Raw genomic sequence first — 16,006 nt, 5'->3', positions numbered from 1 at the left:
ATCCGGATTTTTTGTTTTTTAATCTGTTATTTCGCGGTTTTATCGCCTCGATGCATACGGTGTCCGCTCTGTTCCCGGTTCAAAAAGCCCGAGTACCAAAAAGCGGAACAACACATATACAAACAAGAGCAACGTCACCAGTTCAAAGAACAAATAGCCGACGTCTTGCAAGGACAGTCCTGTCCGGATTCCGTTCCACAAGTAGGGAAGATCTATCGTCAACAGACCGATCAGACCGGCAGCCAGCGCTTCCGCCCGCGTCAGCGGATGGCGAAGCGAATAGGAAACCCGCTTGACGTTAAAGATGTTCTGGATTCCGTCCTCTGATGTATAGCCTTTGTACAGCCCGAACGCCGCAGCGATTGCTACGAGGACAAGGAGCGACAGCGGGGCAACGAGATTTACGATGACCAGCAGGAACAGCACCGTCAAGACAACGTTCGGTTTCATTCAGACTTCGTGCCCGACGCGACCGGTTCCCCTTGGTTCAAGTTGACCGTCAACGGTTTTGTCGTGCCTTTACCCGAGAAGTTTTCGATCAAGTCTTTCACATCGATGCCGGATGACGCTTTAAGTGTTTCCTGCAACGATGCCATCAAGTCAGTGGCGTATCCGGTCACTCGGTTTGCTCCGCCACCTTCGCCGCTTCCCGTATCGACGACTGTAATCTTGTCGATGTTGCTGAGCGGTGTCGCCACTTGTTTCGCATATTCCGGCATCATCCGGACGACCATATCGAGAATCGCCGCTTGTCCAAACTGTTCGAACGCTTGAGCGATTTTTTCTTTCGCTTCGGCTTCTGCAAGACCTTTCAGACGGATGATATCGGCTTCCGTTTCCCCTTGTGCCCGCTCCGCTTCCGCTTTGGCCAGACCATCAAGACGAATCCGTTCAGCATCGGCTTTCGCGGACGCTTCAATCCGGTATTTCGTCGCATCGGCTTCCGCATATTGTTTCGCGCGGTCGGCTTGTGCCGCCTGCTCGATCGAGTACCGGTCGGCGTCCGCCCGTTTTTTGACTTCCGCATCGTATTGTTTCTCGCGGCGGAGAATCTCACGTTCTTCCAGTTCGATTTGTTTCTGACGTTCGATGATTTTGATCTGCATTTGTTGTTCCGTGACTTCCTGCTGGGCACGCGCATTTTCGAGATCATACGCTTGGTCGGCTTTCGCTTTCGCGATGTCCTGCTCGCGGCGGTAATCAGCCATCTTCAGCTGGTTTTCTTTTTCCGCTTCCGCAATTTCCGTCGCCCGTTCGAGTTCTGCTTTTTTGGCATCTTTTGAGGCTTCCGCCCGTTTGATCCGTGTTTCTTTTTCCGCATCAGCCGTCGCGATGTCTGCATCACGGCGAACTTGGGCAATCCGCGGTTTCCCGAGTGACTCCAAATAGCCGTTTTTATCCCGGACATCTTTGATCGTAAACGATACGATGACCAGTCCCATCTTCGCTAAATCCTGAGACGCGACACGTTGGACTTCTTGCGAGAATTTATCGCGGTTCTTATAGATTTCTTCGACCGTCATCGAACCGAGGATCGAACGTAAGTGACCTTCGAGGACTTCACGGGCCTCACCTTCACGGTCTTCCTTTGATTTACCGAGAAATTGTTCGGCTGCCGTCGCGATTTCAGAAATCGAGCTGCCGATCTTAATAATGGCTGTCCCGTCCGCCATGACCGGAACCCCTTGCTCCGTGTAGACTTCCGGCGTCGTCACTTCTAATTTGCTCGACAGTAAACTGAGTGGTGATGCTTGTTGAAAGACCGGTAAGATGAATGCTCCGCCGCCGCGAATGATCTTGACCCGGTTGCCGGATTCATCGGTGTTGACGGTCGGACTATTTCCGAGGTAACTCCCGGATACGATTAAGGCTTCTTCCGGTCCGACTGTCCGGTATTTCGTTACGAATAAAGCAATCAGCGCCAAAATCAGAGCGCCGGCAATGATGGCTACGATAATAATCGGATTCATGAAAACATCTCCTCTTTCCACTGGATGGGATAGGTCATGACATGCGCCACGCCTTGTTTAATTTCAATGATGATGACTTTTGTTCCTTGTTCTAAAGCAGGACCCTCAAAAAGAACCGCTGATTTGGCAATTCGCCCTGATACATCATCGACGAGAATTTCTCCGTACCCCGCTTCCGGAATCGGGACGATGACGATCGCACTGCGTCCTTCTAATGTCTGTTCTGAAAAACTGATCGATTGCTCCGCCTTTGCCAAGGGAACAAAAATAAATAGATGCAATAAGGACGTAACGACGAGGCTGATGCCGGCACTGATCAGCAAAATGACGAGTGAACCAAGTGCTGTCAGATGCTCCAAAGCAAAGCCGAAAGCTGACGTCACAATCACAAAGGACAAAATCAACGTCGGATGAAAGATTTGATCGATGCCCGGAATCAAATCGGAAAAAACAACGGACAATAAGACGCCGCAAGCAGCGGCTGCCAGTGCGTAAAGATACAGTGTACTAACGTCCATCTTCGGTCACCTCGACGAACGGACTCGATCCGTAGAGTTGGCGGTAAGCTTGAAGATAGGCATACCGGTTTTCTTCATATAACAATCCGGCCAGTTCCCGTTCCCGAGGACTGTCCGCTTCGCGGTGCCGCCTGTCATACTTTTTTTGTGCCGCATAATGCCGTGCCAGCAGACTTTCAAGTGTCCGTTGATCACGAAGTTCAGGTACCGGCCGTGTACCTGACAAGTGTCGCTTTTTCATCCGCCTGCTCCTTTCCTGCGTGCTGAGCTCACTTTTATTTACGGTCTCTTTTTGGAAATAGTTTCAAAATCCATGGAATCCTTTTTGACTTTTTTCTGTAATCTGAGTGTATCCGCAACAAAAAAGCCGATTCAAAAGGAATCGGCTTCGTTGTCATGATCTGCTTATCCTTTTTTTCGAACGATCAGCAACATGTAGACGAGCAATGCCAAACAATCAAGCGTCATGATGATCAATCCCATCGGAAAGGCTGAATCTTCGCCCATCACCCCTACAAGTGGAGAGACGAGTGAACCGACAAGCATCGGCAATAAACCGAGCAACGCCGAAGCGCTTCCTGCTGTCGATCCATAATTTTGCATGGCCAAGGTGAAACCAAGCGTCGAAATCATCCCGACACTCGAGACGACAAAGAATAATGGAATCATGACCAGAATCAAGGAACTCGACAAGGTCAAGGCAAGGAAAAGACCGATACCCGCAAGCGCAACGACCGTTAACGCAATCCGCATCATCTTCTCACTGTCGACCCGTCCGGCCAGTCGTCCCGCGGTTTGCGCCGCGATGATGATTCCGATTCCGTTGATCCCAAACAAAAAGCTGAACTGTTGTGGACTGGCACCATAAATATTTTGTAAGACAAACGGCGAGCCGGAAATATAGGCGAACATCGCTCCCATGACAAACGCTTGGGCGAACGCGTACCCGAGGAATGTCCGGTCCGATAACAACCGTCCGAATGTCTGGAACGTCGTTTTTAAGTTCCCTTCCACCCGATGATGAACCGGGAGTGTTTCCGGTAACCGGAAGGCGACGGCAATCAGCATCAGTGTACTGAGAATGGCAAGAAGGTAAAAGACAACCCGCCAGTCTCCGAACCGTAAGATCTGCCCACCGATGATTGGTGCCAAAATCGGTGCCGTTCCGTTGACAAGCGACAACGCCGCAAAAAATTTCGTCAGTTCGGGTCCTTCAAACAGATCACGGACAATTGCTCGGGAAATGACGATCCCCGATGCACCTGCCGCCCCTTGAACAAACCGCAAGGCAATCAAGACTTCAATCGTCGGCGCAAAGGCACAGGCGAGTGAGGCGAGCAAGTAGGCGAACAACGCCATCAATAACGGTCTTTTCCGTCCGCGTACGTCACTGAGCGGTCCAACGATAATCTGCCCGAGTGCCATCCCGAGCATACAGGCCGTTAAGCTCAGTTGAATCGACGAGGCACTGGCGCCAAACGAGCGCGACATGTCGGGAAACGCCGGTAAATACATATCAATCGACAGCGGTCCAAGTGCCGCCAGTGATCCTAAAATTAAAATGAGCGTCAATCGTTTCGTTTGAATCGGTGAGGCGTTTGTCATCGTCTTCCTCCTTTTAGGATGTCACGTAATCCAAGTCATGTAAGACATAGGCAAGGAAAAAGACTACCGATGGATTCTCATAGGCCGTTTGGACTTTCTTTAATTGTGCCCGGTAACCCGTCTCGTATTCGACGCCGTTCAGTTTCCGCTCCATGTTCATCTTAATCAACGCATCGAGTTTGTCGACGACATCGACCATCTGTCCTTCATACGTTTCATCTTTGGCTTCGACGACAAACCGGTGAAACTCACGCTGCATCGATGCCGGAAGCAGATGAATCAACGCTTCCCCTTCCGTCCGCTCGTACGCTTCAAAAGCCGCTGCCGTGACGGGCGTGGCATGTTTGACGGGACCGAGGACATCGCCTGTCGTTCCTTCGACCAAATCATGACAAAGCAGACGCGACACGACTTCCGCCGTATCGATCTCCACGCCGTACTTCTTCGATTCAATCAAACCGTTGAATAGCCCAAGCGATGCAGCACGGAACGCATGCGTCGCATCGTTATCGTCAATCGTATTAAAACGACCTTTCCAGCGCCGGATCGTATCCATCATCAGGACATTGTCGATGAAACGCGACATGGCATCTTCCGCAAAAACGGAATGGGTCAACGTCCGGATCGCATGTATAGGATGATCTAAAAGCACTGTCTGCAATTCCGCCGTTTTGGCTTTAAAGAAAGTCGACCCGGTCATGTCGGCTTCCCGTTTCGCAAACAACATCGCATCAAACGTATCCACCGCCTCGACCATCTGTCCTTCCGGCGAATCATCTTCCGCAAAGACAAGATAGTTCGTAAAATCCGGTTGCAACGATTTGGACAGCAGCGCGACGAGTTTTTCACTCGCTTGTTGTTCCATCGCCTGAATATGCGCATGCAGCGTCGGTTCTTTTTTCGTCCGGTGTTTGATCGGTCCCGTGATGACTTCGTTCATGTCGTGAAACAAAGCTTTTCCGAGTAACGACAGACGATCCAACTTGACGCCGGTCGCCTCCTCTTCGATATAACTCGCCATCAAGCTGAATAACGCGACCCGAAAGCTGTGACTCGCCGCATTATCCGGAAAACGCGGAGCGTACTCATCCCAGCGCGGAACATTTTGCATCCGTGTCAACATCCGAATGAAATTACCGTTTTGCATCGTCATCTCTCCTCATTCAAAAACGGACAGGGGAATGATGACCCTGCCCGCTCTTCTTTATTATTTTTCTGTTTTCGTACCACTTCTAAACCAACCTAACACCAAAATCAGTGCGAGGACAACCCAGAAAATAGTTTGCCAGAGTGTACTCTCCGGAAATTCATGTGGTAACACGTCAATCGATGGATGAGCAAGCGTCATGACGACTAACTTCACCCCAACCCAGGCGACGAGCCAAAAGGCAGCTTCTTCAATACCCGGTCGTTTCTGTAACAAGACGACGAACCAGCTGGCGAAGTAACGCATGATGACCAGTCCGATGATTCCGCTAAAGAAGACGACCCAAAATTGTCCGGTGTTCAATCCACCAATCGTTCCGCCAATCATCGGTAACGTCGTGGCCATGGCAACCGCTGCCAGCGTCGAATCGACGGCAAATGCTAAATCCGAAAACTCGACTTTGACGACCGTCCACCAAAAATTAGGGGACGCTTTTTGTGATGCCATCGCGTCCGGCACTTGATGTTTGTTCGATCGTGCTTCCACAATCCCTTTGAAGGCGACATAAAACAGATAAATCGCCCCAAGTGCCTGCAATTCCCAAACCGTCGCCAAGTACGAGGCGAAGAAGATGGCGACGAAACGTAAGACGAGGGCTCCGATCAGTCCATAAAACAAAGCTTTTTTCCGTTGCTCATCCGGTAACGGACGAACGAGGACAGCCATGACCATCGCGTTGTCCGCAGACAACAGCCCTTGCAAGATGATCAAGACGAGTCCAACGGTCGCATACTGCGTAATTAATCCAATATCCATAAAACGAATCCCCTTTTTGTTCAGTAAGTTTATTATAATGCGGCTTACCTAAAAGAAAAAGACTGAAGGCTTGAGGATGATTGTTCTTTTTACCCGGTCCGGAGGATTTTCAGACAAAAAAAGACTCTCCATTTCAGGAGAGCCTCAGCTTTCTTATAACTCTTTTTCGACTTTCTTTTCTGCATCTGGATTTGATTTTGTTTTTGGAGATGAGAACCAACCCCAAAGTGCAAGACTGACCATCACTGTCCAGAAGAAGATTTGCCATGGTGTACTGTGAGCAAAACCTTCCGGAAGTTTCATCGCTTCAAAAATCGTTCCTTCGATTGATGCATGGTAGTTCGGGTGTTCGAGTGCGAGGACAGCGAGTTTTACCCCGACCCAAGCAACGATGGCGAACGCGGCTGTTTCAAGACCAGGACGCTCGGCCAGCAATTTAACGAAGACACGTGCTGCGAACCGCATCAAGACGACTCCCATCAGTCCACCCGTTAAGATGACGACGAAGTGACCCGTGTTTAAGCCACCGATTTCTCCAGTTCCCCAGTTCGGAAGCGCAACAGCCAGTGCGACGGCTGCCAAAATCGAATCGACGGCAAACGCAAGGTCGGCGAATTCGATTTTTGCGACGGTTCTCCAAAACTCGGCTTTCGAGACCGGTTCTTCTGATTTCGGCTCTTGGTCTAACTCATTTTCAGCGCCATGATTTTCACCAATTCGCCGGGCCTTGACGGTTTTGTAGATATGCCGCAGTCCCATGATCAAGAGGTAGGCGGCACCAAGTGCTTGAATCTGCCAAATGTCGACGAGGAATGAAATTGCGAATAATGCCGCGAATCGAAGCACAAATGCTCCTGCCAATCCATAAAATAAAGCCTTTTTCTGTTGCTCGCCCGGCAAATGTTTTACCATTACTGCCAAAACAAGCGCGTTATCTGCCGAAAGAAGTCCCTCTAAAGCGATTAAAACAAGGACGACCCAGGCATATTGAAGTACTAACTGCCAATCCATCTACTTCATTCCTTCCTATACAATATAAGCTAAATTAAGAATTCACACGACACGATAGTTTACACGTTCACATGAACACATACTATATGATAGTATACCCGATTGCAAGCAAGTTATTCCATCAAATCAGCAAACTGTTTCTTTCGAGACTTGCGAGTTTCGTTTTGGGTCGTGTTCGTGATAAAATTCATAGCAACGATATGTCGCGAAACACATTCACGGAATCATCAGACTTGCTCGTCTCTAGCATTCCTGTCATGTTATTACTACTTGCACTACTACAAAAGGACAAAGGGGCCGATCTGAATGTCTACCTACCCGATTACACTGCCAACCAAAGAAGAGCGTCACAAGCTTTTTGGTTCTGTTCCCCCTATTAAAGGAACAAAACCAACTGAAAAAGATAAAATGGTCGATCTGCAAAATACACCAAAGAATTTCTTATTTGCACTGGATGCAGTAGGCATCTCGAACGTGAAACATCCGGTTGTCATTCAAGATGGCGAGACGACACAAGCAACCATCGCGACGTTCGAACTGTCGACTTCGCTTGTACAAGACCGTAAAGGGATCAACATGAGTCGTTTGACAGAACAACTCGACCAGTACCATAACGAAGGCTGGGTCGTCACAAATGAATCACTCATTCAATTCGCTCGCGATCTCGCTGAGCGGATGGAGCAAACAGAAGGACAATTGACAATCCGTTACCCATGGTTCTTCACACGTAAAGCGCCGGCAACGGGACTCAGTGGCTTGATGAATGCCGAAGTATGGCAAACCGTCAGTGTCAACACCGAAACAAACGAAGCCACATTGTCGGTCGGTTTGACGATCAATGTGACGACACTTTGCCCATGTTCAAAAGAAATCAGTGAATACAGTGCCCATAACCAACGTGGTTACGTCACGATGGAAGCTTCTTTACGCGACGAAGCGGATGACTTTAACTGGAAACAAGAGCTCCTCGACGCAGCAGAATCAAATGCTTCAGCACCGCTTCACCCGGTCCTCAAACGTCCGGATGAAAAACGTGTCACAGAAATGGCATACGAAAACCCACGTTTCGTCGAAGACATGGTGCGCTTAATTGCTGCCGATCTTTACGAAATGGATCCAATCGCGTCCTTCTTCGTTGAATGCCGCAATGAAGAAACCATCCACCAACATGATGCGATTGCTCGGATCACGTTCGACAAAGACGCACAATAATCAAGAACATCAAAGAGCTGGCTTCAAAGTCGCGCTCTGCATAGAAAAGGATGACGGACTTTAAAATCTGTCATCCTTTTTTTCGTTGTCCTCTTTTTCGGTAGCGTTTACACTTAAAGCGAATGGAGGGATGTCATGCTGGAACTCATCCCCTTTTTGCTGGAGCGTTTGGGGATCATGATCATTTTAGCGTTCATCCTCGCCCAGTGGGGACCAACACGTCGGGTGCTGAAACAACCGGAAGCCGGTTGGCAATTCGGTTTGCTGATTTTATTTTTCGCCACATACGGTATACTCAGCAACTACACCGGTGTCAAAGTCGATTTGGCCAAGTTTTTACCGCATACCTGGCTTGATGAAGTGAACGGAACGTCTGCCATTGCGAATACACGGACGATGATTGTCGTCATCAGCGGCTTGCTTGCCGGTCCTGTCGGCGGCACGATTACGGGACTGCTCGTCGGAATCCACCGGTATACACTTGGTGGTTTCACCGCCTTCGCCTGTGCCCTCGCGACCGTTATCGCGGGTGGTGTCAGCGGATGCTTACGCGCTTATTGGCGTGATCGCTTGGGCAGCCAAGCGCTGCTCCCGATTTGTTTGACCGGATTTTTAATGATTTTTGAAATGTCACTGATTCTTCTGTTGTCTAATCCCTTTCCGGCTGCGATCGAACTCGTCCAGTTCATCTTCATCCCGATGACGATTGTCAATGTGCTTGGCGTCTGGCTGTTCCTGTCGATCATTCGATTGGCGGCGCGGGAGGAAGAACATGTCCGGGCACGGGAAGCGGAGCGCTCGCTTCATATCGCCGACTTGACATTACCGTACTTAACACGCGGCTTGAATATCCAAACGGCCGAAGCCGTCGCGGACATCCTGTTGCAACAAACGCGTGCCGACGCGGTCTCCTTGACCGATCAATCCGTCATTCTGGCGCATCTTGGCGTCGGCAGCGACCATCATCAAGCGGGTGGTCAATGGACGACACGTCCGACCGAACATGTCTTGATGGACGGACAACTCCGACTCGTCACCGACCGCGATGATATCGGCTGTCCCAAATCGGATTGTCCGCTTCAAGCCGGGATCATTGCTCCGTTGACAATCAGCGGAACAACCGTCGGAACACTGAAAGTCTATTATCCGCACCCTGATGTACTCGACGCGGTCGAAGTCGAACTGATTGAAGGTTTAGCGAAATTATTTTCGACACAACTCGCACTCGGTAATGCGGAACGGCAAGCGGGTTTACTGAAGGATGCGGAAATCCGCGCCCTCGAAGCACAAATCCATCCGCACTTCTTGTTTAATGCCATCAATACAATTTATGCTTCTTGCCGGACGGATGTCGAACAAGCACGGAGCTTGTTACTGGAACTGTCGACCTTCTTCCGCAGTAATCTGCAGGGCGCCCGTTCGACGAAAATTCCTTTACAAAAAGAACTGGAACATATCGAAGCCTATATTTCCCTCGAAGCAGCCCGCTTTCCCAATCGCCCCTTCGTCGATATTGATCTCGCGGACGGGACCGAACAATTGCTTGTTCCACCATTCATCCTCCAACCGCTCATCGAAAACGCGTTCCAGCACGCCTTCTCTCCCGGACAGACCGGCTACGTGGGAGTGACCGCTTGGACAACGGCCGATCAATTGGTCTTGGAAGTCGTCGACAACGGATGCGGCATCGCACCGGAACGACTCGCCCGCCTGGGTCGTGAAGTCGTCGCGTCAAACGGAACCGGAACCGCGATCTTTAATACAGCAGAACGAATCAAAAGTCTTTATGCGGAAAAAGGGGCCTTCCGATTGACCAGTCAGCCCGGGGAAGGAACGACCATCACCATCCATCTTCCGCTCGAAACAGGAAAGGAGATGCTTCATGCGCACGATTCTAATTGAAGATGAACCGCTTGCCCGCGACGAACTCCGCTATCACGTCGTCCGGGCCGGACTCGATGTCGTCGCCGAGACCGGACATGTCCTGGAAGCGGAGCAACTCGTGCGAACGCTCCAACCGGACCTCGTTTTTCTCGACATCGAATTGATTGACGGGAGTGGTCTCGACATCGCCAAACGGTTGCAGTCGATGCCCCACCCTCCGGCCATCTTGTTCGTAACCGCTTATGATGCCCACGCACTCGAAGCTTTCGAACTGAATGCGTATGACTACATCTTAAAACCGTACGATCCGTCACGGATTGTCCGGGCCATTGAAAAAGTCATGCGAAAACCACTCGCCAAAGCGCCGCGTGTCGAACGGTTGGCGGTCGAGTCGGGAGATCAGTTGAAGCTGCTCTCCCCGCGAGAGGTCGATTACATCGTCGCCGAAAACGGTAAAACCAAAATCGTCACCCGCTCGGACGCCTATCCATCGAATGATACGTTACAAGAACTCGAAAAAAAATTAGCCGACCACCGTTTCTTGCGTGTCCACCGGTCTTATCTCGTCAATTTAGCCGCCATCGAAGCGATCGAACCATGGTTCAACGGTGCCTATACGATCAAAATCCAACAAATTGATGTTCCGGTCAGTCGGACGTATGTCAAAATTTTAAAGGAAGCACTCGGGATCTGAGTGTTTCCTTTTTTCCGTTCATCGCCCCTTTCCAACGTGTCATCCTTCAAAAACAACCACTTGTCCCCAAAATAAAAGAAAGCGTTTTCATTTAGCGTACACTTTCCTTATACCAATTTACGAGGAGGTCTAATGAATGAGCGCTACCCCGATTGTCATTGCTGTCATTTGTATTTTATTAATCGTCTATCGTCTTTACGGCACGTTCATGGCCGTTAAGGTCCTAAAAATCAAAGAGGACCGGGAAACACCGGCCCATAAATTCGCCGATGGAAAAGACTATGTCCCGACGAACAAGTGGGTTTCGTTTGGTCACCACTTCGCCGCCATCGCGGCTGCCGGACCGCTTGTCGGTCCTGTACTCGCCGCTCAGTTCGGTTACTTACCCGGTCTGCTTTGGCTCCTGATTGGAGCCGTCATCGGCGGTGCCGTCCACGATATGGTCGTCCTGTTCGCTTCGATGCGCCAAGACGGTCAATCGTTATCGGAAGTCGCCAAAAAAGAGCTCGGACCGGTCGCTGGTTTTTGTGCCGGTCTTGCGATGCTCTTCATCATCACAATCACGATGGCCGGCTTGTCGATGGTCGTTTTGCATGCCCTTGAACATAACCCATGGGGAACGTTTGCTGTCTTCTCGACGATTCCGATCGCGATGGCAGTCGGTATTTACTTACGTAAAGGCGGAAATCTCGTGTTCGCATCAATCGTCGGCTTTTTACTGATTCTTGCAGCAATCGGTTTTGGTCCTCAGCTGACAGATACGTTCATCGGCAGTTGGTTTGATTTATCTTCCCGCCAACTGGCAATTGCTTTACCGATCTACGCCTTCTTTGCTGCTGCTTTACCGGTTTGGCTGTTGCTCGCTCCACGGGATTACTTATCGAGTTTTATGAAGATCGGGGTTTTCCTTGCCTTGATCATCGGGGTCTTCATCATCAATCCGGAAATCCGCTTCCCCGCCTTCACGAAATTCGTGGATGGTGGTGGTCCGATCATCGCCGGTCCCGTTTGGCCGTTCATCTCGATCACGATCGCGTGTGGTGCGATTTCCGGTTTCCATGCTTTTGTCGGTTCCGGTACGACACCCAAGATGATCAATCGTTGGAGCGACATCAAACCGGTTGCCTTTGGCGCCATGCTCGTCGAGTGTCTCGTCGCCGTCATGGCCTTGATTGCCGCGACGTCACTCGAAGTCGGTGACTACTTCGCGATCAACTCGACACCTGAAGTGTTCGCGACACTTGGTATGAGTACGGTCTATCTTGACGAAATGTCGCGGGAAATCGGGCTTGATCTCGCCGGACGGACCGGCGGAGCAGTTTCCCTGGCCGTCGGGATGACGTTCATCTTCCGGGCGATTCCATGGTTCCGGGAAATTGCCGGCTTCTTCTTCCAATTCGTGATTCTTTTTGAAGCCGTCTTCATCTTAACGGCAATCGACGCCGGGACACGGGTTGCCCGTTACCTGATTCAGGACTTCTTCGGGGAATTCTACAAACCGTTAAAACGGGTCGACTGGATTCCCGGTGCGATTTTTGCCAGTGCACTCGGTACGTTCTTCTGGGGCTATCTGCTGTTCTCCGGTGACATCGGATCGATTTGGGCATTGTTCGGCGTCTCGAATCAATTGATGGCATCCATCGGATTGATTATCGGAACGACGATCATCCTGAAGATTGCCGACAAAAAGGTGTATGCCTTAACGACATTCATTCCGCTCGTCTACTTGCTCGTGACGGTGACGTTCGCCGACATCTGGATGGTGGCAAACGTCTATGCCAATCCGGCATCTGCCGGCTTCAGCATCCTCAATACGGTGCTTTCCGTCACGATGGGGATACTCGCGATTGTCATCACAATCTCTGCTGTCCGCAAATGGATTGAGTTGCTCAATTCACCACGTTGGGAAAAAGTAAAAAAATCAGCGTAACATGTGACTTCATTCTCCATGTTTCATTAGCTGTATTTAAAAGAAACGTCCTCAATTTTCATTGAGGACGTTTCTTTTATTTCGTCTGCTGTTTAGATGAATGGATTATAAAAACGACTTCCGTCATAAAACGTGATGAGATAAGAAATGACGACTAATAGAAAAACAAACGTAATCGCCATGCCATCGGCTTTTGTCATCGGACGCCAGTTGTACCACGTCCGTTTTTTTCCTGCACCGAACCCGCGTAAGTCCATGGCATTACTGACAACTTCAATTCGCTCCAAGCTTGTAAAAATTAAAGGCAACAAGATATTCAAGCTGTTGCGGATCCGTTGGCGTAAAGGTGCATCTGATAAAGCGATCCCTCTCGCTTCTTGCGCATCCTTAATGATTCGAAAATCTCGTTGGATATCTGGAATATAACGTAACGCAAGTGATACTGCGAACGCTACTTTGTAAGGAATGCCAATTCGGTTCAACGAGGCGGCAAATTCAGTCGGATGAGTCGTCACTAGAAACAAGACAGCAATTGGGACAATCGCGCTGTACTTCAAAATCAAGTTCAGTAAGTAAAAAAGTTGTTCCGCCGTCACAGTAAAACGACCGATTCCTTCAACGAGGACATGGCGCGTTCCATAAATCGCGACACCCTGCTCAGGTGCAAATAGGTAGACCGCAATCGTATTCAACAAGATAAAGGTCAACGTGAACAGGAGAACGAAACGGACTTCCTTGAATGAAATATGCGATAAATAAAATAATCCGAGACTAGCAAATAAAAGCAGTGCAAGGACACGTGTATCATAGGTGACGATTGTCGCAATCGTCCAAAGCAGGAAACAAATTAATTTAGTCGCTCCTGTCAAACGATGGATAGGAGACCGTTTTTCGATATAGCCTAACATTTCTACAGCCATCCTACTCGCTCCTTCCGTTCTTCCTCAACCATGTATCCCAGTAATCGTTCCGGATCGAGTCCGTGTTGCTCAGCCACTGTGAACAGTGACGTTTGCTTCAAATGAGCGTGATTCAACAATTCTTTTTGTAGTAACAGAGAAAGTGGAGTTCCTTCAAAGTGAATTTGACCTTTTTGAAGCAGACAAACTTGATCACTGTACTCCAGAACAAGATGCATGTCATGTGTGATGACAATCAAGGTCATCCCATCCTTCTTTAATCGCTCCAAAAAATCCATGATATCAGAATAATGGCGATAATCTTGACCTGCCGTAGGTTCGTCCAAAATAAGAACATCCGGTTGCCGAACTAAAATCGAGGCAATGGTCACCCGTTTTTTCTGACCAAAACTCAGCGCATGAATGGGCCAGTTCCGAAATGGATACATTCCACAACGACGAAGCGTCTCTTCGAGCCGTCGATCTTGCTCCGCTTCACTCAGTTCAAGTGCCTGCATGCCATATCGCACTTCATCTTGTACAATTTGTTTGGAAATCATGTGATTTGGATTTTGTAAAACAAATCCAATCTGGCGTGCACGTTGTCCAATCGATTGGTTCGTCACATCTTGTCCTGCTAAATGGATTGTTCCGTTGTCTGCTTTGCGATATCCGCTTAATATTTTGGCTAACGTCGATTTCCCTGCACCATTTTGTCCAACGATACTCGTCAACGTTCCTTTTCTAAACGAAGTCGATACTTGGTTTAGAATTAATTGATTTGCATCATATCGAAAGTTAAGTCGACTGACTTCAAGCATTTCCTCCCCACGTTCACTCGCTTTAACCGAGCGATCTTGCAACATGTCATGTAGCGGTTGACGATCAAGCTGCGTGATGAATGGTACAATCCGACTCGGTTGCATATGCGGATGAATGGAGATACCTGCCAAACGAGCGATACTCAAGTAAAGTGGTTCTCGTAGGGCAGCCTGAATGAGGTGACCTTGGCTCAGGATCTCATCCGGACTAGCATCTGCAACGATTTTTCCTTCGTTCATCACGATGATTCGGTCAAACGGAATCAAAAGCACATCCTCAATTCGATGTTCAATGACGATGAGCGTCTGCTGTGTCTGTTGTTGTAGTCGATCGAGCAATTCCATTGCTTCGATTCCCGCTACCGGGTCTAGATTGGCTAACGGCTCATCAAACAGAAGCAAATCAGCATCTTCTACCAAGACACCAGCCAAGGCCACACGTTGCCGTTGACCTCCCGACAATGCATCTAACCGGTAGTCTAACAGTGATTCTACATCAACCAAACGGGCTGTTTGTTCTACGATACGTTTCATCTCCAACTGTTCAACCTGTTTATTTTCTAATGCAAACGCAATATCTTCCGCTACAGATAATCCCACAAACTGTGTATCCGGATCCTGCATGACAGTTCCCACGATGCGAGAACGGTCATAGAGCGATAATGTCCGCGCATCATTTCCCGCTACTTCCACCGTGCCTTCCCACGTCCCCGGGTAGGAAAACGGTACTAAACCATTAATACATTGAGCAAGTGTACTCTTTCCTGAACCTGATGGACCAACAATCAGAACACGTTCCCCCTTTGAAATCGTCAGGTTGATGTTGTGTAAGGTCGGTTCCGATTGACTTCGATAGGTAAAGGAAAATTCCTCGAACCGTACATTTTCTTGTGCCATGCTAATCCCCCCAAGTAAAAAGACCGCCCCTTCTCGGGACAGTCTTTGTTCATGCTTCTCGCTTTAGACTGCCTGCTTTACTTCGTGTTTTGGCATATGCCACTAATAGGATACTACCGATGATTCCAACCGTTATGATGTTTGAAGCTGCTGCTACAGCGCCTTGGACGAATACTTTATTGGCAGGTTCTGCATAAATTAAAATATCTAAAACCGGTGCTAGGACGACCCAGCCGATCACTTGGACAAGTGCCTGTGTTCCATTAAAAAGAATCAATTTTTTTGTCGTCAAGTCCCCGTCTTCGATGCGAATACGACGTGCAATCAATCCAATGGAAAATCCGACGAATCCGGAAACGATGACCCAACTCCACCAGGGAGCTCCATAAAAAATTGCATCTTTTAGTGCATGACCAATCAATCCGATTAAACCGGCTGTGATCGGTCCAAACAAAATTGCCATGAATGCCAAGAAAGCATACGCTGTCTCAATAGATGTGTTTGGAATCCCTGTCGGTAAAGCGGCAAAACGACCTAAAATGACGAAGACGGCTGCTCCGACACCTGTTGCTACAATTTGTTTTGTACTTAATCCGTTCATC

The 16,006-nt window shown here is 49.1% G+C and carries 15 protein-coding genes; 4 read left to right on the top strand and 11 right to left on the bottom strand.

Going from position 1 to position 16,006, the window contains the following annotated elements; genetic code table 11:
- Window positions 1–39: 39 nt before the first annotated feature.
- The 8 genes from KNP87_RS12385 to KNP87_RS12350 all read right to left on the bottom strand — a co-directional run bounded on the left by KNP87_RS12385 (window position 40) and on the right by KNP87_RS12350 (window position 7,067).
- Window positions 40–450, bottom strand: coding sequence for a hypothetical protein (locus KNP87_RS12385; RefSeq protein WP_214721862.1), 411 nt, complete (start codon window positions 448–450; stop codon window positions 40–42).
- Window positions 447–1,970 carry a flotillin lipid rafts scaffold protein FloT gene (locus KNP87_RS12380; RefSeq protein ID WP_028107163.1) on the bottom strand — a complete coding sequence of 508 codons (1,524 nt, stop codon included), beginning with the start codon at window positions 1,968–1,970 and terminating at the stop codon, window positions 447–449. The genes KNP87_RS12385 and KNP87_RS12380 overlap by 4 nt, the downstream gene beginning before the upstream one ends.
- Entirely contained in the window at window positions 1,967–2,488 is a 522-nt protein-coding gene (locus tag KNP87_RS12375) for an NfeD family protein (protein ID WP_026834185.1), read from the bottom strand. The genes KNP87_RS12380 and KNP87_RS12375 overlap by 4 nt, the downstream gene beginning before the upstream one ends.
- A complete protein-coding gene (locus KNP87_RS12370; RefSeq protein WP_214721861.1) occupies window positions 2,478–2,729 on the bottom strand; it encodes a hypothetical protein in 252 nt (83 codons plus the stop codon). The genes KNP87_RS12375 and KNP87_RS12370 overlap by 11 nt, the downstream gene beginning before the upstream one ends.
- A gap of 164 nt (window positions 2,730–2,893) precedes the next feature.
- Window positions 2,894–4,093 carry a Bcr/CflA family multidrug efflux MFS transporter gene (locus KNP87_RS12365; RefSeq protein ID WP_026834187.1) on the bottom strand — a complete coding sequence of 400 codons (1,200 nt, stop codon included), beginning with the start codon at window positions 4,091–4,093 and terminating at the stop codon, window positions 2,894–2,896.
- Window positions 4,094–4,106: 13 nt separating this feature from the next.
- Window positions 4,107–5,240, bottom strand: coding sequence for a YfbR-like 5'-deoxynucleotidase (locus KNP87_RS12360; protein WP_028107164.1), 1,134 nt, complete (start codon window positions 5,238–5,240; stop codon window positions 4,107–4,109).
- A 60-nt stretch (window positions 5,241–5,300) separates the two neighbouring features.
- On the bottom strand, window positions 5,301–6,056 hold the full coding sequence (locus KNP87_RS12355) for a TerC family protein (protein WP_119923780.1): 756 nt from the start codon (window positions 6,054–6,056) through the stop codon (window positions 5,301–5,303).
- Window positions 6,057–6,209: 153 nt separating this feature from the next.
- Complete coding sequence (locus KNP87_RS12350; RefSeq protein WP_214721860.1) at window positions 6,210–7,067, bottom strand: TerC family protein; 858 nt, start codon at window positions 7,065–7,067, stop codon at window positions 6,210–6,212.
- A gap of 306 nt (window positions 7,068–7,373) precedes the next feature.
- Between KNP87_RS12350 and folE2 the strand changes: the two genes are divergently transcribed.
- The 4 genes from folE2 to KNP87_RS12330 all read left to right on the top strand — a co-directional run bounded on the left by folE2 (window position 7,374) and on the right by KNP87_RS12330 (window position 12,787).
- Complete coding sequence (folE2, locus tag KNP87_RS12345; protein ID WP_214721859.1) at window positions 7,374–8,279, top strand: GTP cyclohydrolase FolE2; 906 nt, start codon at window positions 7,374–7,376, stop codon at window positions 8,277–8,279.
- Window positions 8,280–8,414: 135 nt separating this feature from the next.
- On the top strand, window positions 8,415–10,181 hold the full coding sequence (locus tag KNP87_RS12340) for a LytS/YhcK type 5TM receptor domain-containing protein (RefSeq protein ID WP_214721858.1): 1,767 nt from the start codon (window positions 8,415–8,417) through the stop codon (window positions 10,179–10,181).
- Complete coding sequence (locus KNP87_RS12335) at window positions 10,162–10,857, top strand: LytR/AlgR family response regulator transcription factor (RefSeq protein ID WP_026834193.1); 696 nt, start codon at window positions 10,162–10,164, stop codon at window positions 10,855–10,857. Before KNP87_RS12340 ends, KNP87_RS12335 begins: the two co-directional genes overlap by 20 nt.
- A gap of 136 nt (window positions 10,858–10,993) precedes the next feature.
- A complete protein-coding gene (locus KNP87_RS12330) occupies window positions 10,994–12,787 on the top strand; it encodes a carbon starvation CstA family protein (protein WP_119923782.1) in 1,794 nt (597 codons plus the stop codon).
- A gap of 92 nt (window positions 12,788–12,879) precedes the next feature.
- On the opposite strand, the gene KNP87_RS12325 is transcribed toward KNP87_RS12330, so the two are convergent.
- The 3 genes from KNP87_RS12325 to KNP87_RS12315 are packed head-to-tail and all read right to left on the bottom strand — an operon-like array spanning window position 12,880 to window position 16,005.
- Entirely contained in the window at window positions 12,880–13,707 is an 828-nt protein-coding gene (locus KNP87_RS12325) for an energy-coupling factor transporter transmembrane component T family protein (protein WP_214721857.1), read from the bottom strand.
- The gene (locus tag KNP87_RS12320; RefSeq protein ID WP_214721856.1) at window positions 13,698–15,404 is read right to left on the bottom strand and encodes an ABC transporter ATP-binding protein; all 1,707 of its coding nucleotides are present in this window, start codon (window positions 15,402–15,404) and stop codon (window positions 13,698–13,700) included. The genes KNP87_RS12325 and KNP87_RS12320 overlap by 10 nt, the downstream gene beginning before the upstream one ends.
- A gap of 49 nt (window positions 15,405–15,453) precedes the next feature.
- Window positions 15,454–16,005 (bottom strand): ECF-type riboflavin transporter substrate-binding protein, encoded by a 552-nt coding sequence (locus tag KNP87_RS12315; protein ID WP_214721855.1) that lies wholly within the window; start codon window positions 16,003–16,005, stop codon window positions 15,454–15,456.
- Between the last annotated feature and the right edge of the window lies 1 nt (window position 16,006).

The organism is Exiguobacterium sp. s192 (genome assembly GCF_018618795.1).
In the GTDB taxonomy this organism is placed as follows: domain Bacteria; phylum Bacillota; class Bacilli; order Exiguobacteriales; family Exiguobacteriaceae; genus Exiguobacterium_A; species Exiguobacterium_A undae.
The sequence above is the reverse complement of the archived record's forward strand: the minus strand, read 5'-3'. Positions and strand labels throughout refer to the sequence as shown.